General features: G+C 60.3%; 15 protein-coding genes. 7 read left to right on the forward strand and 8 right to left on the reverse strand.

Translation table 11 applies throughout. The features are described 5' to 3' along the window. Positions 1-2 precede the first annotated feature (2 nt). Positions 3-998 carry a catabolite repressor/activator gene (gene cra, locus AB4N74_RS28245; protein WP_093435805.1) on the reverse strand — a complete coding sequence of 332 codons (996 nt, stop codon included), beginning with the start codon at positions 996-998 and terminating at the stop codon, positions 3-5. A gap of 308 nt (positions 999-1,306) precedes the next feature. On the opposite strand from cra, the gene ptsP reads away from it, so the two are divergent. From ptsP to AB4N74_RS28265, 4 genes are all read left to right on the forward strand, one after another. Beyond that, entirely contained in the window at positions 1,307-4,168 is a 2,862-nt protein-coding gene (gene ptsP / locus AB4N74_RS28250) for a phosphoenolpyruvate--protein phosphotransferase (RefSeq protein WP_116256438.1), read from the forward strand. Next, complete coding sequence (pfkB, locus tag AB4N74_RS28255) at positions 4,168-5,109, forward strand: 1-phosphofructokinase (protein ID WP_093435812.1); 942 nt, start codon at positions 4,168-4,170, stop codon at positions 5,107-5,109. The genes ptsP and pfkB overlap by 1 nt, the downstream gene beginning before the upstream one ends. 11 nt (positions 5,110-5,120) lie before the next feature. Next, complete coding sequence (locus AB4N74_RS28260; RefSeq protein ID WP_460097899.1) at positions 5,121-6,854, forward strand: PTS fructose-like transporter subunit IIB; 1,734 nt, start codon at positions 5,121-5,123, stop codon at positions 6,852-6,854. Between the two features lie 186 nt (positions 6,855-7,040). Continuing rightward, positions 7,041-8,582: an alkaline phosphatase D family protein gene (locus tag AB4N74_RS28265; protein ID WP_186623088.1), complete on the forward strand. Its 1,542-nt coding sequence runs from the start codon at positions 7,041-7,043 to the stop codon at positions 8,580-8,582. A gap of 238 nt (positions 8,583-8,820) precedes the next feature. Here AB4N74_RS28265 and AB4N74_RS28270 read toward each other — a convergent pair whose 3' ends face one another. After that, a complete protein-coding gene (locus AB4N74_RS28270; RefSeq protein ID WP_460097900.1) occupies positions 8,821-11,349 on the reverse strand; it encodes a PepSY domain-containing protein in 2,529 nt (842 codons plus the stop codon). Between the two features lie 235 nt (positions 11,350-11,584). Then, on the reverse strand, positions 11,585-13,900 hold the full coding sequence (locus AB4N74_RS28275; RefSeq protein WP_099757982.1) for a TonB-dependent receptor: 2,316 nt from the start codon (positions 13,898-13,900) through the stop codon (positions 11,585-11,587). 207 nt (positions 13,901-14,107) lie between these two features. Between AB4N74_RS28275 and AB4N74_RS28280 the strand changes: the two genes are divergently transcribed. After that, entirely contained in the window at positions 14,108-14,788 is a 681-nt protein-coding gene (locus AB4N74_RS28280; RefSeq protein WP_257357006.1) for a Fe2+-dependent dioxygenase, read from the forward strand. After that, the gene (locus tag AB4N74_RS28285) at positions 14,785-15,540 is read left to right on the forward strand and encodes a tetratricopeptide repeat protein (RefSeq protein ID WP_460097901.1); all 756 of its coding nucleotides are present in this window, start codon (positions 14,785-14,787) and stop codon (positions 15,538-15,540) included. Before AB4N74_RS28280 ends, AB4N74_RS28285 begins: the two co-directional genes overlap by 4 nt. A 271-nt stretch (positions 15,541-15,811) precedes the next feature. Here AB4N74_RS28285 and AB4N74_RS28290 read toward each other — a convergent pair whose 3' ends face one another. From AB4N74_RS28290 to AB4N74_RS28310, 5 genes are all read right to left on the reverse strand, one after another. Next, positions 15,812-16,975 carry a type III PLP-dependent enzyme gene (locus AB4N74_RS28290; RefSeq protein WP_007915304.1) on the reverse strand — a complete coding sequence of 388 codons (1,164 nt, stop codon included), beginning with the start codon at positions 16,973-16,975 and terminating at the stop codon, positions 15,812-15,814. A gap of 636 nt (positions 16,976-17,611) precedes the next feature. Next, complete coding sequence (locus tag AB4N74_RS28295; protein WP_034154441.1) at positions 17,612-18,769, reverse strand: osmoprotectant ABC transporter ATP-binding protein OsmV; 1,158 nt, start codon at positions 18,767-18,769, stop codon at positions 17,612-17,614. After that, positions 18,766-19,419 carry an ABC transporter permease gene (locus AB4N74_RS28300; RefSeq protein WP_320335793.1) on the reverse strand — a complete coding sequence of 218 codons (654 nt, stop codon included), beginning with the start codon at positions 19,417-19,419 and terminating at the stop codon, positions 18,766-18,768. Before AB4N74_RS28300 ends, AB4N74_RS28295 begins: the two co-directional genes overlap by 4 nt. Before the next feature lie 12 nt (positions 19,420-19,431). Next, positions 19,432-20,337 carry a glycine betaine ABC transporter substrate-binding protein gene (locus AB4N74_RS28305; protein ID WP_460097902.1) on the reverse strand — a complete coding sequence of 302 codons (906 nt, stop codon included), beginning with the start codon at positions 20,335-20,337 and terminating at the stop codon, positions 19,432-19,434. A gap of 21 nt (positions 20,338-20,358) precedes the next feature. Further along, positions 20,359-21,048, reverse strand: a complete 690-nt coding sequence (locus AB4N74_RS28310; protein ID WP_169844036.1) for an ABC transporter permease — start codon at positions 21,046-21,048, stop codon at positions 20,359-20,361. 358 nt (positions 21,049-21,406) lie between these two features. Between AB4N74_RS28310 and AB4N74_RS28315 the strand changes: the two genes are divergently transcribed. After that, on the forward strand, positions 21,407-22,990 hold the full coding sequence (locus AB4N74_RS28315) for a peptide chain release factor 3 (protein ID WP_316917672.1): 1,584 nt from the start codon (positions 21,407-21,409) through the stop codon (positions 22,988-22,990). Positions 22,991-23,749: the final 759 nt, after the last annotated feature.

Below are 23,749 nucleotides of genomic sequence, written 5' to 3' on the forward strand. Positions count from 1 at the left end.
GTTCAGTCCCGGTGAATACGTTGCTTGAAGGTCCGCGCGATGGCCTGCACGCCAGGCTTGTACTCCGACTGCTCGACCGCCGCCAGGGCCAGTTCCAGCGCCTTGTCGGCGATCAACTGGTGCTGCTGGGCCATGGCATTGACCGGCAGCGGCAGGAAATCCAGCAACTGCGTATCACCGAAGGTGCCGAGGCGCAGCGGCCGCGATTTCAGCGGGAAGTCATGCAGCGCATCGAACACGCCTTGCAGCAGCACGTAGGACGTTGTCACCAGCGCATCCGGCAAATGTCCCAGACGCTGCAGGAGTTCTTCCATCAATTGCTTGCCGCATTCGCGACTGAAGGATTCGGCGTGTTCGACCAGCACTTCGCCTTTGAAGTCGACCAGTGCCTCTTTGAAACCGGCGGCACGTTCCTGACTGATGCTCAGTTCCGGACGCGCGCCGAGCAGTACGATCTGCTTCGGTTGCGGGTCAAGCAGACTCTGGGTCAGGTGCAGGCTGGCTTCGCGGTCGTCACTGATCACCGAGCAGAAATGCTCGGGTTCCATGACCCGGTCGATGGCGATGATCGGCAGACCTTTGGCCTGCAACTGCCGATAACTGTCATCGCCGGCCGGAAGGCAACTGGCGACAATCAGCGCATCGCAGCGGCGCGCCTTGAACAGTTGCAGCAACTGCCGCTCGCTGTCTGGCGCATCGTCGGAGCTGGCGATCAGCAACTGATAGCCGCGTGCTCGCGCACCTTGCTCGAGCAGCTTGGCGATCCGCGCGTAACTGGGGTTTTCCAGATCCGGCAGAATAAAGCCCAGCGTGCGCGTGTGCCGACTGCGCAGCCCGGCCGCTTGTGGGTTTGGCGTAAAGCCGTGCAGATCGACCACCGCCCGCACCCGCTCGACGGTGGCGGTGCTGATGCGTTGCTGTTCGGCCTTGCCGTTGATGACGTAGCTGGCGGTGGTCACGGACACTCCGGCCAACCGCGCGATATCACTGAGTTTCAACCCGGGATTTCCTTGTTTTTTCGAGCTTGCCGCGACATTTTCGCCAATCCTACCCGATTAGGGCAGGCGACTATTGTCGCAGCGCATCCGACAAGTTGGACTTCAAGGATGGGACATTATCGAGTAACGTGCCGATCAATCTAGATTAAACGTTTCAGCAAGCGTATTTTCTACGTTTTAGACGTCTTTGGCCGGTTCTGCCGTGAAACCGCCAAAACTGCCGCTGAAAAGCAAAGCGGTAAAGCGCCTAAGCTGCAAACCATCCAAAACAATACCTGGCACTCATAAAGCGCCAAAAAGGAGATCGCATGCTCGAGCTCACTATAGAGCAGATATCCATGGGCCAATCGGCTGTGGATAAACCCGCTGCCCTGCAACTACTCGCCAATCACCTGGTGGCCGATGGTCTGGTTGCTGACGGTTACCTCGCTGGATTGCAGGCACGGGAAGCCCAGGGCTCGACCTTTCTCGGTCAAGGTATTGCCATTCCCCACGGAACGCCGCAAACCCGTGATCAGGTGTTCGCCACTGGCGTGCGCCTGATGCAGTTCCCGGAAGGCGTGGATTGGGGCGATGGCCAGATCGTTTATCTGGCGATCGGCATCGCCGCCAAATCCGACGAACACCTGCGCCTGCTGCAACTGCTGACCCGCGCCCTCGGCGAGACCGATCTGGGCCAGGCCCTGCGTCGTGCCAGTTCCCCCGAAGCGCTGCTGAAATTGCTGCAAGGCGCACCGCAAGAGCTGGCGCTGGATGCACAGATGATTGGCCTCGGCGTGTCGGCTGACGATTTCGAAGAACTGGTCTGGCGTGGCGCGCGTCTGTTGCGTCAGGCCGATTGTGTGAGCAACGGTTTTGCCGGTGTGTTGCAACAAGTCGAAGCGCTGCCGCTGGGCGATGGCCTGTGGTGGCTGCACAGCGAGCAGACCGTGAAGCGTCCGGGGCTGGCGTTCGTGACGCCGGACAAACCGATGCGCTACCTCGGTCAACCGCTCAGCGGTCTGTTCTGTCTGGCCAGCCTTGGCGAAGCGCATCAGGCGTTGCTTGAACGTCTTTGCGCGTTGCTGATTGAAGGTCGCGGCCATGAGCTGGGCCGCGCCACCAGCAGCCGTAAAGTCCTTGAAGTGCTCGGCGGTGAATTGCCCGCCGATTGGCCGAGCGCACGCATTGCCCTGGCCAACGCCCATGGTTTACACGCGCGCCCGGCGAAGATCCTTGCGCAACTGGCGAAGAGTTTTGATGGCGAAATTCGTGTGCGCATCGTCGACGGCCAGGACAGCGCCGTGTCGGTGAAGAGCTTGAGCAAACTGCTCAGCCTCGGCGCCCGTCGCGGTCAGGTGTTGGAGTTGATCGCGGAACCGAGCATCGCCGCTGACGCCTTGCCGGCACTCTTGGCCGCGATCGAAGAAGGCCTTGGCGAAGAAGTCGAGCCGCTGCCAGCCGTAAGCCAGCAGCGCGAGGTCATTGCCGACATCGCCGAAGTGCTGATCGCCCCGGCGTCCGGCGCTCAGTTGCAGGCGATCCCGGCAGCCCCTGGCATTGCCATCGGGCCTGCGCATATTCAGGTTCAGCAAACCATCGATTACCCGCTGCGCGGCGAGTCTGCCGCCGTTGAGCGCGAACGTCTCAAGCAAGCGCTCAGCGACGTGCGCGGTGACATTCAGGGCCTGATCGAACGCAGCAAAGCCAAAGCCATCCGCGAGATCTTTATCACCCATCAGGAAATGCTCGACGATCCGGAACTCACCGATGAAGTCGACACCCGCCTCAAGCAAGGCGAAAGCGCCGAAGCGGCGTGGATGGCGGTGATCGAAGCGGCGGCCAAACAACAGGAATCGCTACACGACGCGTTGCTCGCCGAACGGGCGGCGGACCTGCGTGACGTCGGTCGTCGCGTGTTGGCGCAACTGTGTGGCGTGCAAACTCCGAGCGAGCCTGAGCAACCGTACATTCTGGTGATGGACGAGGTCGGTCCGTCCGATGTCGCACGGCTGGATCCGGCGCGCGTGGCGGGGATTCTCACCGCGCGCGGCGGCGCCACGGCGCACAGCGCCATCGTCGCCCGTGCTCTCGGAATTCCAGCGCTGGTCGGCGCTGGCGCAGCGGTGTTGTTGCTGGCGCCGGGCACACCGTTGCTGCTCGACGGCCAACGCGGTCGCCTGCACGTCGACGCCGATGCGGCAACCCTGCAACGCGCCACCGAAGAACGCGACACCCGTGAGCAACGCTTGAAGATTGCCGCCGAACAGCGCCATCAACCGGCACACACCACCGACGGTCACGCGGTCGAAGTGTTCGCCAACATCGGCGAAAGCGCGGGCGTGATCAGTGCGGTGGAGCAGGGCGCCGAAGGCATTGGCCTGCTGCGTACCGAACTGATTTTCATGGCCCATCCGCAAGCGCCCGACGAAGCCACGCAAGAAGCCGAATACCGCCGCGTCCTCGATGGCCTCGCCGGTCGTCCGCTGGTGGTGCGCACGCTGGATGTCGGCGGCGACAAACCGCTGCCGTATTGGCCGATTGCCAAAGAAGAAAACCCGTTCCTCGGTGTGCGCGGTATTCGCCTGACCCTGCAACGTCCGCAGATCATGGAAGCGCAATTGCGCGCCCTGCTGCGTTCGGCGGACAACCGTCCGCTGCGGATCATGTTCCCTATGGTTGGCAGCGTCGAAGAGTGGCGTCAGGCCCGCGATATGACCGAACGTCTGCGCCTGGAAATCCCGGTTGCTGATCTGCAACTGGGGATCATGATTGAAGTGCCGTCCGCCGCTCTGCTCGCGCCGGTACTGGCCAAGGAAGTCGACTTTTTCAGTGTCGGCACCAACGACCTGACCCAGTACACACTGGCCATCGACCGTGGTCACCCGACCCTGTCGGCGCAGGCGGATGGCTTGCACCCGGCGGTGCTGCAACTGATCGACATCACCGTGCGCGCGGCCCATGCCCACGGCAAATGGGTCGGCGTCTGCGGTGAGCTGGCGGCAGATCCGCTGGCGGTGCCGGTGCTGGTCGGCCTCGGTGTCGATGAACTCAGCGTTTCCGGTCGCAGCATTGCCGAAGTCAAGGCGCGCATCCGCGAACTCAGCCTGACCCAGGCGCAAACCCTTGCTCAACACGCCCTGGCCGTGGGCAGCGCGAACGAAGTGCGCGCATTAGTGGAGGCCCTGTAATGGCCAAGATTCTTACCCTGACCCTCAATCCGGCGCTCGACCTCACCGTCGAACTGCCACGCCTGGAGGCGGGTCAGGTCAATCGCAGCGACGAGATGCACACCCACGCTGCCGGCAAAGGCGTGAACGTCGCGCAGGTGCTGGCCGACCTCGGCCATCAACTGACGGTCAGCGGCTTTCTCGGTGAAGACAATCTGCAAGCGTTCGAAACCCTGTTCGCCAAGCGTGGTTTTGTCGACGCGTTTATCCGCGTGCCGGGCGAGACGCGCAGCAACATCAAAGTAGCTGAACAGAGTGGCCGCATCACCGACATCAACGGCCCTGGACCGGTGGTCGATGCCGCCGCGCAGCAAGCGTTGCTCGATCGACTGGTGCAGATTGCACCGGGTCACGATGCGGTGGTGGTAGCTGGCAGTTTGCCGCGTGGCGTGACGGCGCAGTGGTTGCGTGAACTGATCGAGCGTCTCAACCAGCTCGGTTTGAAAGTCGCTCTCGACAGCAGCGGCGCAGCATTGCGCGAAGCTTTGAAAGCCAGTCCATGGCTGATCAAACCGAACACCGAAGAACTCGCCGACGCGCTCGGTTGCGACGTGGTTTCCCACGCGGCGGAAGCGCAAGCAGCGGCGCGCTTGCATGCGCAAGGTATCGAGCACGTGGTGATTTCTCACGGTGCTGATGGCGTGAACTGGTTCAGCGTCGGTTCGGCACTGCACGCCACGCCACCGAAGGTCAGCGTTGCCAGCACGGTCGGTGCTGGTGATTCGCTGTTGGCCGGCATGCTCCACGGTTTGCTCAGCGCCGATACGCCCGAGCAAACCCTGCGCACGGCCACCGCGATTGCGGCGATGGCGGTGACCCAGATCGGTTTTGGCATCAACGACGCGGCGCAACTGGCGCAGCTCGAACAGGGCGTGCGCGTGCGTCCCCTGACAGAACAATAAGAGGGTTTGTCATGAAATTAGCCATTGTTACGGCTTGCCCGAACGGCATGGTCACCAGTGTGCTGTGCGCGCGTTTGCTCGATGCCGCCGCGCAGCGTCAGGGCTGGAGCACCAGCGTTGAAGTGGTCGATGCAGCGCACCCGGAACGCGAATTGTCGGCAGCGACGATTGCGGCGGCGGAATGGGTGTTGCTGGTCGCCACAGGCGCGATCGACATGACGCGTTTTGTCGGCAAACGGGTGTTCCAGATCGCCCCGGCGCAGGCGTTGCAAGATGTCGAAGCGGTGCTGCGTCGGGGCGCTGAAGAGGCTGCCGTCTACGTCGCCAGCGAGGCTGAACCGGTAACTGATGCGCCGCGAGCACCACGCATCGTCGCCATCACTGCCTGCCCGACCGGTGTCGCGCACACCTTCATGGCCGCCGAAGCCTTGCAGCAAACCGCTAAGCGCCTGGGCTATGACTTGCAAGTCGAAACCCAAGGCTCGGTGGGCGCAAAAACCCCGTTGAGCGCGGCGGCGATTGCCGACGCAGACGTGGTGTTGCTGGCGGCGGATATCGAAGTCGCCACCGAGCGTTTTGCCGGCAAGAAGATCTATCGCTGCAGCACCGGGATCGCCTTGAAGCAGTCCGAAGCCACGCTGAAAAAAGCCTTGGCCGAAGGCGCTGTGGAAAGCGCCGCGAGTGACGGCCAGGCACCGGCCAGGCAAGAGAAAACCGGCATCTATAAACACCTGCTGACCGGCGTGTCATTCATGTTGCCGATGGTCGTGGCCGGCGGTTTGATGATCGCGCTGTCGTTCGTCTTCGGCATCACCGCGTTCAAGGAAGAAGGCACGTTGGCCGCTGCGCTGATGCAGATCGGCGGTGAGACGGCGTTCAAGTTGATGGTGCCGCTGCTGGCCGGTTACATCGCTTACTCGATCGCCGACCGTCCGGGCTTGGCGCCGGGGATGATTGGTGGTTTGCTTGCCAGTACGCTGGGCGCCGGGTTTATCGGCGGCATCATCGCCGGGTTTATCGCCGGTTATGCGGCCAAGGCTATCAGTCGATATGTCGCCTTGCCGCAAAGTCTCGAAGCGCTGAAGCCGATTCTGATCATCCCGTTGTTCGCCAGCCTGATCACCGGTCTGGTGATGATTTACGTGGTCGGTAAACCGGTCGCCGGCATGCTCGGTGCGCTCACGCATTTCCTCGACAGCATGGGTACCACCAACGCGATTCTGCTCGGTGTGCTGCTCGGTGGCATGATGTGCGTCGACCTTGGCGGGCCGATCAACAAAGCCGCGTACGCGTTCTCGGTAGGTCTGCTGGCGTCGCAGAGTTATGCACCGATGGCCGCGACCATGGCCGCAGGGATGGTGCCGCCGATTGGTCTGGGCATCGCCACATTCATTGCGCGGCGCAAATTCGCCCAGACTGAACGCGAGGCCGGCAAGGCTGCCTTCGTGCTGGGGCTGTGCTTCATCTCCGAAGGGGCGATTCCGTTTGCCGCGAAAGATCCGTTGCGGGTGATTCCGGCGAGCATCGCTGGTGGCGCGCTGACAGGTGCATTGTCGATGTACTTCGGCTGCAAACTGATGGCGCCGCACGGTGGCTTGTTTGTGCTGGCGATTCCGAATGCGATCAATCATGCGTTGCTGTATTTGCTGGCGATTGTCGCGGGGAGCCTCTTGACCGCCGTTGTCTATGCGACGGTCAAACGCCCGGAAGCCGTTGAGCTGGCGCTGGAACCGGCGAAGGCTTAACTGAAAACACAAATCCCTTGTAGGAGTGAGCCTGCTCGCGATAGCGGTCTGTCAGTGACATGAATGTTGGCAGATATACCGATATCGCGAGCAGGCTCACTCCTACAATTGGTTCTGCGGTGTGTCTGGTGTCATGTGTGTTTCATGATCGCGTGCTTAAGTTTTCCTTTTTTCAGGGAGAACACCATGAGCGATTTCAACCCCGGTCGCCGGCGTGTCATGCAAGTCGTTGGTGCCGGTCTGCTGATGCCAAGCCTGGCGCCGGCGGTGATTGCGTCGGTCAAGGATCGCCCGCAGTTGACCGACGGCGTGCAGTCCGGCGATCTGCAAGGCGACCGCGCGATGATCTGGAGCCGCAGCGATCGCCCCGCGCATATGGTGGTCGAGTGGGACACCCGCAGCCAGTTTCGTCACCCGCGCCGGGTGGTCTCGGCGCTGGCCGATGCCCGCAGCGACTTCACCGCCCGCGTTGAACTGACCGGGCTGCCCGCCGATCAGGCGATTTTCTATCGGGTGTATTTCAAGGACGCGCGCACCGGCGTCGCCAGCGAACCGTGGTTGGGTCACCTGCGCAGCGCTCCGACGGCGCGGCGCAATATTCGTTTCGTCTGGAGCGGCGACACCGTCGGCCAGGGCTTCGGCATCAACCCGGACATCGGCGGCATGCGCATCTATGAAGCCATGCGTCTGCGCCTGCCGGACTTCTTTATCCACAGCGGCGACACCATCTACGCCGACGGCCCGGTACCCGCGCAGCTCACCACGGAAAACGGTCGCATCTGGCGCAACCTCACCACCGAAGCCAAGAGCAAAGTCGCGCAGACCCTCGACGATTATCGCGGCAATTACCGCTACAACCTGATGGACGAAAACATTCGCCGCTTCAACGCCGAGGTGCCGCAGATCTGGCAGTGGGACGACCATGAAGTGGTCAACAACTGGTCGCCGGGCAAGCAGCTTGATGAGCGCTACCAGGAGAAAGATATCCACACCCTGGTCGGGCGTGCACGCAAGGCGTGGCTGGAATATTCACCGATGCGTTTGCAGGCCGCTGACGGTGGCGGGCGGATTTATCGCAAGTTGAGTTATGGGCCGATGCTCGATGTGTTCGTGCTCGACATGCGCAGTTATCGCGGCGCCAATGACGACAACCTCGGCGCGGCGAAACCGTTCCTGGGGCGTGAGCAACTGAACTGGCTCAAGCACGGCTTGAAGAAATCCAAAGCCCAGTGGAAGGTCATTGCCGCCGACATGCCGATCGGTCTGGGCGTGCCGGATGGTGAGGTCAGTCCGGGTGTGGCGCGTTGGGAAGCGGTGGCTAACGGTGATCCGGGACCTGCGCAGGGGCGCGAGGTGGAAATCGCCGAATTGCTCGGCTATCTGCGTGCGCAGCAGGTGCGCAATTTTGTCTTCCTCACGGCAGATGTGCATTACTGCGCGGCGCATCACTATCACCCGGATCGCGCGGCGTTTCAGGATTTCGAACCGTTCTGGGAGTTTGTCGCCGGGCCGCTGAACGCCGGGAGTTTCGGGCCTAATCCACTGGATAAAACCTTTGGCCCGGAGGTTGTTTTCGAGAAGGCGCCGCCGGCGCAAAACACTTCGCCGTTTGCCGGGTTTCAGTTTTTTGGCGAGGTGAATATTGAAGGGGGGAGTGGGGAGATGAGCGTGGTGTTGCGGGATTTGAATGGGGTGGCGGTTTTTGAACAGAAGTTGCAGCCGGTTTGAAGATCAAAAGCTAACCCTCATCGGAACGCCGCCCGCCCAGCCCTCTCCCAGAGGGAGAGGGGGCCGACCGTGGTGTCTGAAGAGGTACGTCGACCTGAAAGACCGTATCGATTATGAGATTGGATACAAAGCCTTTCTCGATTATGGATTCGGTGAAGCACGTTCAGGTCGGCGTATTGCGTGAATCTCCCCCAATCAGTCCCCTCTCCCTCCGGGAGAGGGTTAGGGTGAGGGGCTTTTAATAGACGTCGCGGCGATAGCGGCCCTGTTCGATCAGGCGTTCGACTTCGGCGCTGCCGAGGATGTCATTGAGCACCTGATCAACCCCCGAAGCCATCCCCTGCAAGCTGCCGCAGATATAAATCACCGCCCCGTCCGCCAGCCATTTCTTCAACTCTGCAGCCGACTCACGCAAGCGATCCTGCACATAAACCTTCTCAGCCTGATCCCGCGAAAACGCCAGGTCCAGCCGTTCCAGATCACCATTGATCAACCACTCTTCCAGCTCCGCGCGGCAGAGGAAATCGTGCTCACGATTGCGCTCGCCAAACAGCAACCACTGGCGCTGCTGACCATCGGCAATCCGCGCCTTGAGCAAGCTGCGCAACCCGGCCAGACCCGTACCGTTGCCCAGTAGAATCATCGGCAGCGGTTCGTTCGGCAGATGGAAACCACTGTTGCGTCGCACCCGCAAACTGATACTTCCGCCCACGGGCGCGTGCTCAGTCAGCCAGCCGGAACCGATGCCAAGGGTGCCGTCGGCATGCTGTTCCTGGCGCACGATCAACTCCAGCACGCCGTCGGCGGCAATCGAGGCGATCGAGTATTCGCGCATGGCCAGCGGCACCATCGCGTCGACCAGCGATTGCGCATGCAAACCGACCAGATGTGCGCGGTGCTCGGGCAATTGCCGCGAGGCCAGCGCGACTTCCAGCGGCTCGTCGAGGCCGTTGATTTTCACGGTGGTTTCGCCACGAATGCCGAGGCCGTCGAGGAAGTGTTCGATGGCCCACGGGCAGTTGCGCGGCAGCACTTCGACCAGATCACCGGCCAGCCAACTGCTGGTGTTCGGTGCGCTCAGGCCCAACAAGTAAACCGGCGCACCGCTGCTGTCCGGGTTCATCAGCTCGCGGCGTACCAGCGTCCAGTTGTCGTAACTCGGTGCTTGCCAGGTATCCACGGGCGCTTGCCCCGTAAGCAGGCCAAGTTGGGTTTGCCAATGGCGCAGGGCATAGGGATCACCGCTATCGACTTCCACCGGCGCGAACAATGTCTTGCCGCCGTGCTCCGCCAACCATTGGTGCAGGCGTTTGGCGAAACCACAGAAGTGCTGATATTGACGATCGCCGAGACCGAGCACCGAGTAATTCAGACTGTCGAGCGTTGCCGCTTTGCCCAGCACTTTGCGCTCGAATCCGCGCGCGCTGTCCGGCGCTTCGCCGTCGCCGAACGTGCTCACCACAAACAGTGCGTTGTTCGATTCACGCAGATCCTGTTCGCTGACATTCGCCAGCGGCTGCACTTTCACCGGCAGTCCGGCAGCCTGCAATTGGCCGGCGGTCTGCCACGCCAGTTGCTCGGCGAAACCGCTCTGGCTGGCGAAGCCGATCAGCCATGCCGACGCATCGCCGGCCGGTTGAACGAGGCCTTTACGTGCATCCTTGATCTGCTTTTTCTTGCGGCGGCGGTCGAGGTACAGCAGCCAGCCGGTGATGAAGAACAGCGGCATGCACACTGCCGCGAGGGTAATGATGATCCGTCCGACCAGGCCGAAATAGCTGCCGACGTGCAGCGCATAAATGCTGGTCAGCAGTTGCGCCTTGAAGCTCTTGTCGGCGTAACGGTCGACGCGTTTGACCAGGCCCGTGGCCGGGTCGAGGGTGATCTGGTTCAGGGCGCGATCATGCGGCGAGCTGTCGAGCAGGTAGAACACGGTCGCCGGTTGGCCAGCGATGGCCGGCATGCGGATGTTGTACGCGGCCAGACCCGGGCCGGCGGCGCTGTAGATGCTGCTCCACATCGCCGCGTAATCGGCTGTCGGCGCAGGGCCTTCCGGTGCCGGGCCGCGACCACCGCGTACGCGCTCGTTTTGTGGCGAGTCGGAAAGCAGTCGGGTCAGGCCTTTGTTGTACCACTCGTATGACCACGACAACCCGGTCAGTGCCAGCAGCAGATACACCAACAAGCACCATGTACCGGCTACCGAATGCAGGTCCCAGTTGAAGGCGCGGCCCTTTTTCTTCCAGTCCAGCGTCAGCCACACGCGCCAGCTGTGCCACTGACGTGGCCAGCGCAGATACAAACCAGAGAGGCAGAAAAACAGCAGGATCAATGTGCAGGCGCCGGTGATGTTGCGCCCGGTATCGCCCATGGCGAGGAAGCGGTGCAGTTGCAGCATCAGGCCGAAGAAATCCTGGCCGACCGCGTCGCCCATGAACTCAGCGGTGTACGGATCGAAGTAACGCATCTCGCCACGACGTTCGCCCTTGGGCGGGGTGAAGAACACTTTCGCGGCGTTGCCGCTGTCGGTTTCGACCCAGAGCATCGAAACCTTTTTGGCGGACGTGGCTTCGATGCGCTCGACCAGTTCCACGGGCGGCAGCACACCGGCCACCTGTTTCTCTACTTGCAGGACGGACGGATTCAGCGCCCGCAGGATCTCGTCCTGAAACGAATAGGCCGCGCCGGTGATGCCCATCAACGCCAGCACCAGGCCTGCGGTGATGCCAAAAAACCAGTGCAACTGGAACAGGGTTTTCTTCAACACGTCACTCGCCGTCCGTTCGAATATTGTCTTCACGGCGCGCATTATGCCGTGGGTTATCGAGAAGCGTTCTTTATTACGCGCAAAAGCCCCGTTCAATGGAATGAACGGGGCCAAGCTTGGCGGCGCATTCCCTGTAGGAGTGAGCCTGCTCGCGAAGGCGTCGTGTCAGTCAGCCTCTACTTGACTGACCCAGCGCTTTCGCGAGCAAGCTCGCTCCCACAGGTTTCCACATCGGTCAGAAGTGGAAGTTGGTGCTCAACAGTGCCGTACGGCCCGCCGCCTGGTTGGCGAAGTGGGTCGAGAAGGCTTTGTCGTAGTAGGTTTCGTTGGTCAGGTTCTGCACGTTGAGTTGCAGGTCGACGTTCTTGGTCAGTTTGTACGCAGCCATCGCGTCGTAGCGAACATACGAGTCAACCATGGTGGTGTTGGCCACGCTGCCGTACACGTCGTCGACGTAGAACGCGCCGCCACCGATGGTCAGCTTCGGCGTGACCTGGTAAGTGGTCCACAGGCTGGCGCTGTTTTTCGGCGTGTTAGGCAGTTCGTTGCCGTCGTTGGCCTTGCCCAGCGGGCCGCCGTCGACTTGTTCGCTGTCCATGAAGGCGTAACCGGCGAACACTTGCCACTTGTCAGTGATCTTGCCGCTGGCCGAGAGCTCGACACCTTGCACACGGGTCTTACCGGCGTTTTCGTACGACGTGGTGTCGACTTGCACACGAGCGTTTTCTTTCTCGGTGCGGAAGATGTCAGCGGTCAGCGACAGGCGATCGTTGAGCAGATCCCACTTGGTGCCGATTTCATAGTTCTTGGTGGTTTCCGGCTCCATGTCGCTGCTCAGCAGGTTGCCGCTGCGATCCGGGGTGCCGCCCAACGGGTTGCCTTCCTGACCCTCGCCCAAGGTGTTGCCCGGTGGCGTGGCCGAGGTGGCGTAGGAGGCGTAGATGCTGCCGTTTTCCGCAGGCTTGTAGACGACGCCGAACTGACCGGTGACGAACTCGCTGGTGTCATCGCCCTTGGACGTGGTGGTGCCAGCGGCGTTGTAGGTCTTGTAGTCGGTGTCGAAGTGGTCGTAACGCAGGCCCATGTTCACCAGCCACTGCTCATTCAGCTCCAGCGTATCGAACACATACAGCGCGTAGGTGTTGGCCTGGGTGTCGGTGCCGGCGTAGTTGCGCGAAATCGCGCCGTTCCACGGATCGTTCGGGTTCGGGTTCGACAGCGAGGTGCAGTTGTAGCCACTGGCGGCGCCGATCAGGCCCGGGTTGCAGTTAGTGGTCACTGCGCTGGTGCGCGGCGTGGTGTCGGTGTTGACGTTGTACGAAGACTTCTGGCTTTCCTCACGGGTGTATTCAACGCCGGTGGAGAAGCTGTTCTTGAAGCCGGCGACGTAGAAATTGCCGAACAGGTCAGTCTGGTTGGTGGTGGTCTCGGTGTTGCTCACCCGAGTGTTGGCACGACGCCAGACCGTGCCGTTGTTGACGTTGCCCTTGCTGTCGTCAGGTTGGGTCAGGATGTAATCCTGCATGCTGGTGCCGTGACGCAGGGTGTTCTTGATCGTCAGCGAGTCGCTCAGGTCATGCTCGATGGCGAAGGTCGCGGTGTCGGTGCGGCCCTTGCGGAAGTCGCGATCCAGACCGTAGAAATTGCTGTGGTCACCGCCAGCGTAAGGCTTGTCCGGATTGGACTTGGTGCGTGCAGCGGAGCCGCCGGCCGGAATGGTGTACGGCACGCCCGAGTCCGGGGTGTCGTTGCTTTCGAGATGGTAGTAGTCGAGGTTGACGCGGGTGTCGGTGCCCAGGCCAAACGCCAGGGACGGGGCGATACCCCAGCGGTCGTAATCGACTTTGTCGCGACCGGCGACATTGCTCTCGTGGCTCATCAGGTTCAGACGGCCGGCGGCGGTGTCGCTGAACTGGTAGTTGCCGTCGAGGGTATAGCGCTGAGTCTGGTCGGAGCCCCAGGTGAAGCCGCCGTCGAACGAATTGCCCAGGTGCGCTTTCTTGCTCACCAGGTTGATGCTGCCGCCCGCTGCGCCACGACCGCCGATGGCGGAGTTCGGGCCCTTGCTGACTTCAATGTTTTCCACGGCGAAGATTTCGCGGCTTTGCGAACCGGTGTCGCGCACGCCGTCGAGGTAGGTGTCGCCCTGCGCGTCGAAACCACGAATGAACGGACGGTCGCCCTGTGGATTGCCGCCTTCACCGGCGCCGAAGGTGATGCCCGGCACGGTGCGCAGCGCGTCCTGCATGTTCAGGGCGCCGGTGTCTTTGAGCACTTGTTGCGGAATAACGGTGACCGAGCGCGGTGTATCGACCAGCGGCGCGGTGTACTTGGGCGAGGAGGCTTTTTCGACCTGATAGGACGTCGAATCCTGGGCTTCGCCGGTGATGGCGGTGGCGTCCAGGGCGATGGCATTGCCGGAGGCTTTGCTGTCGGTTTTTTCAGCGGCGAACACCATCTGGCCAGCGGAACCGGCGGTGATTGCCACACCGATTGCAGAGGCGAGCAGACGTGGTGAACTGACCGGTAATTGTGCGTGTTGACGTGCCATTTTTATTCCCCTCCCCAAGGATTTGAGGCCGCGGAATATAGGGTAAACAGTTATTCGTATCAATTGCGAAACATTGTTATTCGCACTGAATTTACATTCTTTACAATTTAACCTTACGGTTTTTGCCAGTTCATTCGTCTCTCGGGTTTTACACAGTCAATAAGAATCAATACCATTGCCGCCTCTTTGCCATCAGGTGACATCGCCATGCTGCTGCACATCCCCGGACTGTTCGCGAAAGACGAAGTGCAGCGTATCCGTGAGGCGCTGGAGCAGGCCGATTGGGCTGATGGCAAGATCACCGCTGGCTTTCAGTCGGCCAAGGCCAAGCACAATTTGCAGCTGCCCGAAGGTCATCCGCTGGCCAAGGAAATCGGCGCAGCGATGCTGGAACGTTTGTGGAAAAATCCACTGTTCATGTCCGCCGCGTTGCCGCACAAAGTCTTCCCGCCGTTAGTGAACTGTTACACGGCCGGTGGCAGTTTCGATTTCCACATCGATAACGCCGTGCGCCAACCCAAGGGCAGCATCGAGCGGGTGCGCACCGATCTGTCGGCGACGCTGTTCTTCAGCGAGCCCGAGGATTACGACGGCGGCGAGCTGGAGATCCAGGACACCTTCGGCACGCAACGGGTGAAGTTGCCGGCCGGCGACATGGTTTTGTACCCCGGCACCAGCCTGCATAAGGTCAACGCGGTCACGCGTGGCGCGCGTTATGCGTCGTTCTTCTGGACACAAAGTCTGGTGCGTGAAGATAGCCAGCGCGCGCTGTTGTTCGAGATGGACGGGGCGATTCAGCAACTGACTCAAGATCTGCCTGATCACCCGTCACTGATTCGCCTCACCGGCACGTATCACAACTTGCTCCGTCGCTGGGTCGAGGTATGAGTTTCCTGCTGCGCCGCGAGGAAATCCTCAGCGGCGAACAACTTAGCGTCATGCTCGGCGAAAGCCCGGCCCGTGCCGCGCAGGCGATTTTGCTCGCGGCGGGTGAGGGCGAAGTAGAGGCGCAGGCGTTGCTTGGGCAAATCCTGCTCGACGGCCTAGGCATCGCCCAGGATCAAACGCTGGCGCTGCGCTGGTTCGGCATCGCTGCCGGGCGTGGGCACCTGATGGCGCGCAACATGCTCGGGCGTTGTCATGAGCATGGTTGGGGCATTGCGGCGGATGCGTCGGTTGCTGCGCAGCATTATCGGATCGCAGCGAATGCCGGACTGGATTGGGCGATGTACAACCTCGCCAATTTGCTGGCGACCGGGCGGGGAGTGGAGGTGGATCATCTGCAGGCGCTGGCGCTGTATCGCCGCGCGGCTGAACTGGGCCATGCGAAATCGATGAATCTGCTGGGGCGGTATCTGGAAGAAGGGCGGGTGTGCCCGGCGGATCCAGTTGCGGCGCGTGAGTGGTATCGGCGCTCGGCTGAGGGTGGGGATTTTCGTGGGCAGTTCAGTTTCGCTGCAGTTTTAGCGGATGAGGGGCGGATTGATGAGGCGGTCGATTGGCTTGAGAGAGCTTTGGCCGGCGGCAATCTGAATTTTCTGCGGGTGGCGAGTCAGACGCTGTCAGTTGCGACAGATCCCAGGATTCAGGGGATGGCTGCTCAGTTCGCGCTTCGATGCACAGACTTGCAGCGCGTCTGAATTCGCAAAGCCCTCACCCTAGCCCTCTCCCAGGGGGAGAGGGGACTGACCGCGTCGTTCTGGCGCTATACATCGACCTGAGATATCCAGTCGAACTCAATTTTGAAAAGCTTACACATCGGCTCCCTCTCCCTCGGGAGAGGGCTGGGGTGAGGGGCCTCGGTCTCAAGTACCCGGCAAAACTTCAAGCCGAACGCACAGACACAAAAAAGCCCATGACACGTCATGGGCTTTTCACTTGCAGCTAGCAGCTTGAAACTCGCAGCTGCTCTTACACGTAAAACGACTTCAACGGCGGGAAGCCATTGAACTCAACCGCGCTGTAACTGGTGGTGTACGCACCGGTCGACAGCCAGTACAGACGATCACCAATCGCCAGGTTCAACGGCAGACCGTACTTGTAGTTCTCGTACATGATGTCGGCGCTGTCGCAGGTCGGGCCGGCGATGACGACTTCTTCCATCTCGCCTTTTTTCTCGGTCCAGATCGGGAACTTGATCGCTTCGTCCATGGTTTCGATCAGGCCGGAGAACTTGCCCACATCGGTATACACCCAACGCTCGACGGCGGTGCGCGACTTGCGTGCAACCAGTACCACTTCGCTGACCAGAATACCGGCGTTGGCAATCAACGAGCGGCCCGGCTCGAGAATGATTTCCGGCAGGTCATCACCGAAGTCTTCCTTGAGGAAACGGATGATTTCTTCGGCGTAGGTTTCCAGGCTGTTGGTGCGGGTGATGTAGTTGGCCGGGAAGCCACCGCCCATGTTGATCAGCTTCAGGTGGATGCCGTCTTCTTCTTTCAGGCGTTCGAAGATCACTTTGACCTTGGCGATCGCCGCGTCCCAGACGCTGATATCGCGTTGCTGCGAGCCGACGTGGAAGGAGATGCCGTAAGGCACCAGACCGAGGTCGCGAGCGAGAATCAGCAGGTCCATGGCCATGTCGGTCTGGCAGCCGAACTTGCGCGACAGTGGCCAGTCAGCCGTGGTCGAGCCTTCGGTGAGGATGCGCACATAGACTTTCGAACCCGGGGCCGCCTTGGCGATGTTGCGCAGGTCAGCTTCGGAGTCGGTGGAGAACAGACGCACGCCCTTCTCGTAGAAGTAGCGGATGTCCTTGGATTTCTTGATGGTGTTGCCGTAGCTGATACGGTCCGGGCTGACGCCACGATCCATTACCTTGTCCAGCTCATAGATCGAAGCGATGTCGAAGCTCGAACCTTTTTCTTTGAGCAGGTCGATGATCTCGACGGCCGGGTTGGCCTTGACCGCGTAGTAGACCTTGGCGAATTCGAAACCGGCGCGCAGGTCATCGTAGGCCTGGGCGATCATCGCGGTGTCGATCACCACGAACGGGGTTTCCTGTTTGTCGGCGAACGCCTTCATTTTGTCGAATGTAGCGCGCGCGAAATAGTCTTCGACCTGGATCGACATGCTGGGAACTCCTACTGGCAAACTAAGTTAAACAATGGGTGCAAATGAACGCCCTCCGTATCCCCACTTTGGTTCGCCTACTTCCCAAGGCATGTCGCCGAAAGCAAAAAGGCCACGGGTGGTTTTACCCTTGGCCTTGCTGTCTCGTCGTCAGTACTTGAGCCGGATGGATCGTTTCCAGCATGGACGTTCGGCGCGAACTTTAGGGCGTGAGGGGCCTGAGATCAACTAAAAATGTCGCGTTTTTGCACGCTTCTGACGTACGTCGCGCTCATCACTCTTTGTAGCCGACCGAGATGACGGGCAGATGTTCCCCGGGAATTTTCCAGTGTTAAAAATACCTGCACGTTCGTGGATTTTGTCGGCTAGGTCGTGGGTAAGTGTGATGGCTGCAACTTCGGCGACGTTGGCCGCGAGAGGAAGGGGAGAGGGGGATTTTGGTTGTTTGGAAGGCTGTCCAGAGCATGCTGCCTGGTTCTCAGGTGTTGAGATTCTTTTCCGCCTGATGAGTGAAGAAAAAATCACCCGGATCCTGTGGGAGCGAGCTTGCTCGCGAAGGCATTTTCACAGTCGACATCGTTGTTGACTGATATTCCGCTTTCGCGAGCAAGCTCGCTCCCACAGGTTGTGTATTTTTTAGGCGACTACCGCTTCAGCCGGCGAGACGATACTGGTCTTCATTCCGCGTGAACGCCCCGAACTCAGATAAGCCGCAATCGACTCCTGCGTCACCTCGCCAAGGAACACCCGCTCGGCATCCATCACCGGCAGCCACGAACGGTTGAACTCGTACATCCGCGACAGCAGGATGCGCAAATGCTCGTCGTACGCCGCTGTGGCATTGAACTCACGCAGGAACTGCGCGCACGTACCGGTCTGACGGTGCAGATCGCGACGACGCACATAACCCAGCGCCTTGTTCTCGGCACAGGTGACCACCACGTAGCGACGGTCATGCTCATCCATCAATTCCAGCGCATCGGCCACCGGGGTTTCCGGGCTCACCGATGGCGCGTTGTCCGCCGCATCTTCAGCCTTCACCAACAGCAGGCGCTTGAGCGTGCTGTCCTGGCCGACGAAGTTGCTGACAAAATCGTCCGCCGGATGCGCCAGCAGCGTGTCCGGGTGATCGATCTGCAGCAGTTTGCCGGCGCGGAAGATCGCGATCTTGTCGCCGAGTTTGATCGCTTCGTCGATGTCGTGGCTGACCATGATCACGGTCTTGTTCAGCGCGCGCTGCATTTCGAAGAACTCGTTCTGGATCATCTCGCGGTTGATCGGGTCGACCGCACCGAACGGCTCGTCCATCAACAATAACGGTGCATCCGCCGCCAGTGCGCGGATCACACCGATGCGCTGTTGCTGACCACCGGACAATTCGCGCGGATAGCGATGCAGATACTGCTTGGGCTCCAGCTTGATCATGCTCATCAATTCGCGGGCGCGGTCGTGGCATTTCTGTTTGTCCCAGCCGAGCAGTTTCGGCACGACGACAATGTTTTCTTCGATGGTCATGTTCGGGAACAGACCGATCTGCTGGATCACGTAGCCGATGTTGCGACGCAGGGTCACTTCGTCGAGATCGGTGGTGTCTTCGCCGTTGATGAGGATCTTGCCCGAGGTCGGTTTGATCAGGCGGTTGATCATCTTCAGCGTGGTGCTTTTGCCACAACCCGAGGGCCCGAGGAACACGCAGATTTCGCCTTCATTGACGGTCAGGCTTACCGAATCCACAGCTTTGACGTCTTTGCCGTTGCTTTGGAAGGTCTTGCTGAGATTTTGAAGTTCGATCATTTCAGGAGTCCTTTTGGAGTCAGCGAGCGTTGCAGCCACTGCAAAACGAGGTCGGCGAAAATCGCCAGAAGACTGACCAGCAGCGCGCCGACGATCAGCATCGACATGTCACTGCGGCTGATGGAAGCGAGGATCAACACACCGAGGCCGCCGGCGCCGATGGTCGCGGCGATGGTCATCACGCCGATGTTCATCACCACGGCGGTGCGTACGCCGGCGAGGATCACTGGCACCGCAATCGGCAACTCGACCATGCGCAGGCGCTGGCCGAAGGTCATGCCGATGCCGCGTGCTGCTTCACGGATGCCCGGTTCCACGCCAGTGAGGGCGAGGTAGGTGTTGCGCATGATCGGCAGCAGTGAATAAAGGAACACGGCGGTGATCGCCGGCATCGGCCCGAGGCCCTGGCCGAACTTGGAGTAGAACGGCAACAGCAGACCGAACAGGGCAATCGACGGCACGGTCAGCAGCACCGTGGCGCTGGCCTGCAACGGCCCGGCAAGGGTCGGAAAGCGGGTCATCAGAATGCCCAGCGGCACGCCAACGACAATCGCCAGGGTCACGGCGATGCCGACCAGGGTGATGTGCTGCCAGGTCAGGTGCATCACCTGCTGCCAGTCGAGGTGGGAAAAGGCGTTCAGAAATTCCATGACTTTTCCTCCTTAATCAAGTGGGTGCTGGCGCAGAAAATCGGCGGCAACTTTCGATGGGCTCTCGTGATCGACGTCGACCCGCGCGTTGAGCTGGCGCATGGTTTCGTCATCGAACAGTTCGGCTAATGGCTTGAGTTGCTCGGCCAGTTGCGGGTGCGCGTCGAGGTAAGCCTGACGCACCACCGGTGCGGCGGTGTAGTCGGGGAAGTAATGCTTGTCGTCTTCCAGCAGTTTCAGGCCGAAGGCGTTGAGGCGACCGTCGGTGGTGTAGACCAGACCGGCGAACACCTGACCGTTGCGCAATGCCGTGTAAACCAGCCCGGCATCCATCTGGCGGATATTTTTGCGGGTCAGGTTCATGCCGTAGAGATCGACCATGCCGATCAGACCGTCGGAGCGGTTGGCAAACTCGGTGTCCAGCGCCACCAGATGATTGGTCTTGGCCTCGGCGCGCAGCACTTCGTTCAACTGGCTGATGTTGTTGATCTGCGGATATTCCTCGGCGACTTTCTTCGGCAAGGCGAGAGCGTAGGTATTGCTGAATTTCGACGGGGTCAGCCAGACCAGGCCTTTTTTCGCGTCGAGTTCTTTTACCCGGGCGTAGGACTGGGCGCTGTCGAGTTTTTCAGTGACATGGTTGTAGGCCACCAGCGACACGCCGGTGTATTCCCAAAGCATGTCCAGTTGTCCGCTTTCGTGGGCGCTGCGGGCGAGGTTGCTGCCCAGACCGCCGGTAATCTGCGCGTCGTAACCTTTGCTGCGCAGGTATTGCGCGGTGATTTCGGCGAGCAGGGTTTGCTCAGTGAAGACTCGGGCGCCGAGGCGGATCACCGGTTTTTCAGCGGCTTGGGCGATGCCTGCAAACAGCAGGGCACTGCTCAACATCAGGCCTAACATCAAGCTAAGTCGTTTCATATTCATTCCTTCGCAAAAGCCTTAAGACGGGCGCAAACCGCGTTCCAGCCAGAGACGGCTGGCGAGGGTGACGACGCCATCGAGCAGCAAGGCCAGCAGCGCGGTGCACGCGGCGCCGAGCAGCAGTTGCGGCTGATTGTTCAGGGCGATGCCAGGGAAGATCAGGCTGCCGAGGCTGTTGGCACCGATCAGGAAGGCCAGCGGCGCGGTGCCGACGTTGATCGCCAAAGCCACGCGCACACCGCCGACAATGATCGGCACGGCGTTGGGCAATTCGACTTTCCACAGCACCTGGCGCGGGGTCATGCCGATGCCGACGGCCGCTTCTTTCAGCGAACCCTGGACATTTTTCAGGCCTTCGTAGGTGTTGCGCACAATCGGCAGCAACGAAGCGAGGAATAAAGCAAAGATCGCCGGGCCACTGCCAATGCCGAGGACGCCCAGAGCAATCGCGAGCACGGCCAGCGGCGGCACGGTGTTACCGATATTGAAAATCTGCATGAAGCGTTCAGCGCGACCGACCATGGTCGGACGACTGAGGAAGATGCCGGCGGGGATGCCCACGACAAGGGCGGCCAGCATTGAAGCGAGGACGAGAATCAGATGAGCTTGCAGGTAAAACAACAAATCGTCGCGGTAGTGTTCGATCGTGTTGATGCCGATCCAGTGGACCAGCAGGGCCAGGAGCGCGATCACCACCGCACCTCCCATCAGCCCTTTGCCATAGCGGATAGCCACAGGCGGACTCCTTTTTTTGTAGTCGGCGAACGCCCTCCCGTGTGGCATGCCATACATGGCTGCCGGGAATAAACGTTCGCGAGAAGCAGCTCCCTCAGCACCGGCAAAAAACGGTCTGAAAGCGAGCCATGAGCGCAGCCTCGTCAGGCTAACTTGCTGATTTTTCAGCCCCTGACGAAAATTCGTAACAGGGGATGGACGTCTCCGGGCTTTAAAAGGTTCCCATCTGCGGCAGCATTTGGCCACCCTTAATGTGCTCAACGGTTCGGTTATTGCATCGAGTTGGGCTATAATCGCGGCCCTTTTTTGAATCACCGCCAGGCGATTTCCCATGACCAACCAGGCCGCCGAAGTCGCGAAACGCCGCACTTTCGCCATTATTTCCCACCCCGATGCCGGTAAAACCACGATCACCGAAAAGCTCCTGTTGATGGGCAAGGCGATTGCAGTGGCCGGTACGGTGAAATCCCGTAAATCCGATCGCCATGCGACATCCGACTGGATGGAGATGGAGAAGCAACGGGGTATTTCCATTACCACGTCGGTCATGCAGTTCCCGTATCGCGAGCACATGATCAACCTGCTCGACACCCCGGGCCACGAAGACTTCTCCGAAGATACCTACCGCACCTTGACGGCGGTGGACTCGGCATTGATGGTCCTCGACGGCGGTAAAGGTGTCGAGCCACGGACCATTGCGCTGATGGACGTCTGCCGTCTGCGTGACACGCCGATCGTCAGCTTCATCAACAAACTCGACCGTGACATCCGCGACCCGATCGAACTGCTCGACGAGATCGAAGCCGTTCTGAAGATCAAGGCTGCGCCGATCACCTGGCCGATCGGTTGCTACCGTGACTTCAAGGGCGTGTACCACCTGGCTGACGACTACATCATTGTCTACACCGCCGGTCACGGTCACGAACGCACCGAAACCAAAATCATCGAGAAGCTCGATTCCGACGAAGCCCGCGCGCATCTGGGCGACGAGTACGACCGCTTCATCGAACAGCTGGAACTGGTTCAAGGCGCCTGCCACGAATTCAACCAGCAGGAATTCCTCGACGGTCAACTGACCCCGGTGTTCTTCGGTACGGCACTGGGCAACTTCGGTGTTGACCACGTACTTGACGCCGTTGTTGATTGGGCGCCGCGTCCGCTGGCCCGTGTCGCTAACGAGCGTACCGTTGAGCCGGTGGAAGAGAAGTTCTCGGGCTTCATCTTCAAGATCCAGGCGAACATGGACCCGAAACACCGCGACCGTATCGCCTTCATGCGCATTTGCTCCGGCAAGTACGAGAAAGGCATGAAGATGCGCCACGTGCGCACCGGCAAGGACGTGCGCATTGGCGACGCCCTGACGTTCTTCTCCTCCGAGCGTGAACAGCTTGAAGAAGCTTTTGCCGGCGACATCATCGGTCTGCACAACCACGGCACGATCCAGATCGGCGACACCTTCAGTGAAGGTGAAACCCTCGGTTTTACCGGTATTCCGCACTTTGCGCCGGAGCTGTTCCGTCGTGTGCGTCTGCGTGATCCGCTGAAGTCCAAGCAGTTGCGTCAGGGTCTGCAGCAACTGGCTGAAGAGGGCGCGACGCAGGTGTTTTTCCCGGAGCGCAGCAACGACATCATTCTGGGCGCCGTCGGTGTGCTGCAGTTTGATGTGGTCGCCAGCCGTTTGAAGGAGGAATACAAGGTTGAGTGCTCGTATGAGCCGATCACTGTGTACTCCGCGCGCTGGATTGAATGCGGCGACAAGAAGAAGCTTGAGGAGTTTTCCAACAAGGCTGTGGAGAACCTGGCGGTCGATGGCGGTGGTCACCTGACTTACCTTGCGCCGACGCGGGTTAACCTGGCGTTGATGGAAGAGCGTTGGCCGGATGTGAAATTCCGGGCGACGCGTGAGCATCATTAAGTTCTGAATTGGTTTGTCCGAAGCCCTCTAGGTGTATACCTAGGGGGCTTTTTTTGTTTGGTTGGTTTTGGGGGTATATCCGTTTCTGCGGGTGTTGCTGATTACGGTTTCGCCCTTACGGCGACTCACTTTTTTTACAAACGCCTAAAAAAAGTAAGCAAAAAAACGCTTGCTCCTACGTGCGGCCCGCTCGCTGGGGCTCGGGGTTCCTTCGCTGCGGGATCGATCCGGGCGCAGCGCCTACGGTTTGCTTCGCTGCACCTCCTCTCGCTGTGTTTGGCTGCGCCAAACGGTCGCTGCGCTCTCTCGCCCGGATCAATCCCTCCACTCAGCCTTCCGACGTCGCCCTACAGATCAAGAGCTGCAGCCGAGCTAACGCTCATCCTGTTGAGTGGTGAAGAGCGGGGCGTGGTCGGCTTTGGATTTGTGTTGGATTTGCCCCTCACCCCAGCCCTCTCCCGAGGGAGAGGGGGCCGATTTGTGTGTTTTTCAAAGCCTCAGTTCGACGCGGTATTGCACGTCGGCGTAGCTCTCCCAAACACTGCAGTCAGTCCCCTCTCCCTCCGGGCGGTCCGACGTTTCGGGAGGGCTAGGGTGAGGGGCTTTTGATCTGTTTCAGAATCTGAATTCGACTCGGTATTTCACGTCGGCGTAGCTCTCGTAATCACTGCGGTCAGTCCCCTCTCCCTCCGGGAGAGGGTTAGGGTGAGGGGCTTTTGATCTTCGGTACGGTTTTATCGCGCGCAATGGCTGTAGGAC

The organism is Pseudomonas sp. H3_C08 (assembly GCF_054669455.1).

What these genes read in the sequence shown, in the direction of transcription:
- ptsP (WP_116256438.1), top strand. Translation starts at nt 1,307, where the DNA reads ATGCTCGAGCTCACTATAGAGCAGATATCCATGGGCCAATCGGCTGTG.
- AB4N74_RS28315 (WP_316917672.1), top strand. Translation starts at nt 21,407, where the DNA reads ATGACCAACCAGGCCGCCGAAGTCGCGAAACGCCGCACTTTCGCCATT.
- AB4N74_RS28295 (WP_034154441.1), bottom strand. Translation starts at nt 18,769, where the DNA reads ATGATCGAACTTCAAAATCTCAGCAAGACCTTCCAAAGCAACGGCAAA.
- AB4N74_RS28310 (WP_169844036.1), bottom strand. Translation starts at nt 21,048, where the DNA reads ATGGGAGGTGCGGTGGTGATCGCGCTCCTGGCCCTGCTGGTCCACTGG.
- AB4N74_RS28260 (WP_460097899.1), top strand. Translation starts at nt 5,121, where the DNA reads ATGAAATTAGCCATTGTTACGGCTTGCCCGAACGGCATGGTCACCAGT.
- AB4N74_RS28265 (WP_186623088.1), top strand. Translation starts at nt 7,041, where the DNA reads ATGAGCGATTTCAACCCCGGTCGCCGGCGTGTCATGCAAGTCGTTGGT.
- AB4N74_RS28300 (WP_320335793.1), bottom strand. Translation starts at nt 19,419, where the DNA reads ATGGAATTTCTGAACGCCTTTTCCCACCTCGACTGGCAGCAGGTGATG.
- AB4N74_RS28280 (WP_257357006.1), top strand. Translation starts at nt 14,108, where the DNA reads ATGCTGCTGCACATCCCCGGACTGTTCGCGAAAGACGAAGTGCAGCGT.
- AB4N74_RS28290 (WP_007915304.1), bottom strand. Translation starts at nt 16,975, where the DNA reads ATGTCGATCCAGGTCGAAGACTATTTCGCGCGCGCTACATTCGACAAA.
- AB4N74_RS28275 (WP_099757982.1), bottom strand. Translation starts at nt 13,900, where the DNA reads ATGGCACGTCAACACGCACAATTACCGGTCAGTTCACCACGTCTGCTC.
- AB4N74_RS28305 (WP_460097902.1), bottom strand. Translation starts at nt 20,337, where the DNA reads ATGAAACGACTTAGCTTGATGTTAGGCCTGATGTTGAGCAGTGCCCTG.
- AB4N74_RS28285 (WP_460097901.1), top strand. Translation starts at nt 14,785, where the DNA reads ATGAGTTTCCTGCTGCGCCGCGAGGAAATCCTCAGCGGCGAACAACTT.
- pfkB (WP_093435812.1), top strand. Translation starts at nt 4,168, where the DNA reads ATGGCCAAGATTCTTACCCTGACCCTCAATCCGGCGCTCGACCTCACC.